This is a genomic window from Streptomyces sp. NRRL F-5122 (assembly GCF_001507435.1).
In the GTDB taxonomy this organism is placed as follows: domain Bacteria; phylum Actinomycetota; class Actinomycetes; order Streptomycetales; family Streptomycetaceae; genus Streptomyces; species Streptomyces lannensis.
Window position 1 is genome coordinate 1 of record NZ_LMWH01000145.1, and the last position, 389, is coordinate 389.

A 389-nucleotide genomic window follows, 5' to 3' on the forward strand; every position below is an offset into this window, starting at 1 on the left:
GGTTCCGTGCCGAAGTCGCTGCCGGGTCTGGAGATCGACGGCAACCGCATCATCTCCTCCGACCACGCCCTCTTCCTGGACCGCGTGCCGCAGTCCGCGATCATCCTGGGCGGCGGCGTCATCGGCGTCGAGTTCGCGTCCGCGTGGAAGTCCTTCGGTTCCGACGTCACGGTCATCGAGGGCCTCAAGCACCTCGTCCCGGTCGAGGACGAGAACTCCTCCAAGCTTCTCGAGCGCGCCTTCCGCAAGCGCGGCATCAAGTTCAACCTGGGCACCTTCTTCCAGAAGGCCGAGTACACCCAGAACGGTGTCAAGATCACCCTCGCCGACGGCAAGGAGTTCGAGGCGGAGGTCCTCCTCGTCGCCGTCGGCCGCGGCCCGGTCTCCCA

Annotated in this window: 1 protein-coding gene; it reads left to right on the forward strand. The window is 66.3% G+C overall.

What is annotated here, in order from left to right:
- A partial coding sequence (locus ADL25_RS16800; RefSeq protein WP_159044943.1) for an FAD-dependent oxidoreductase occupies positions 1 to 389 on the forward strand: 389 nt, incomplete at both ends.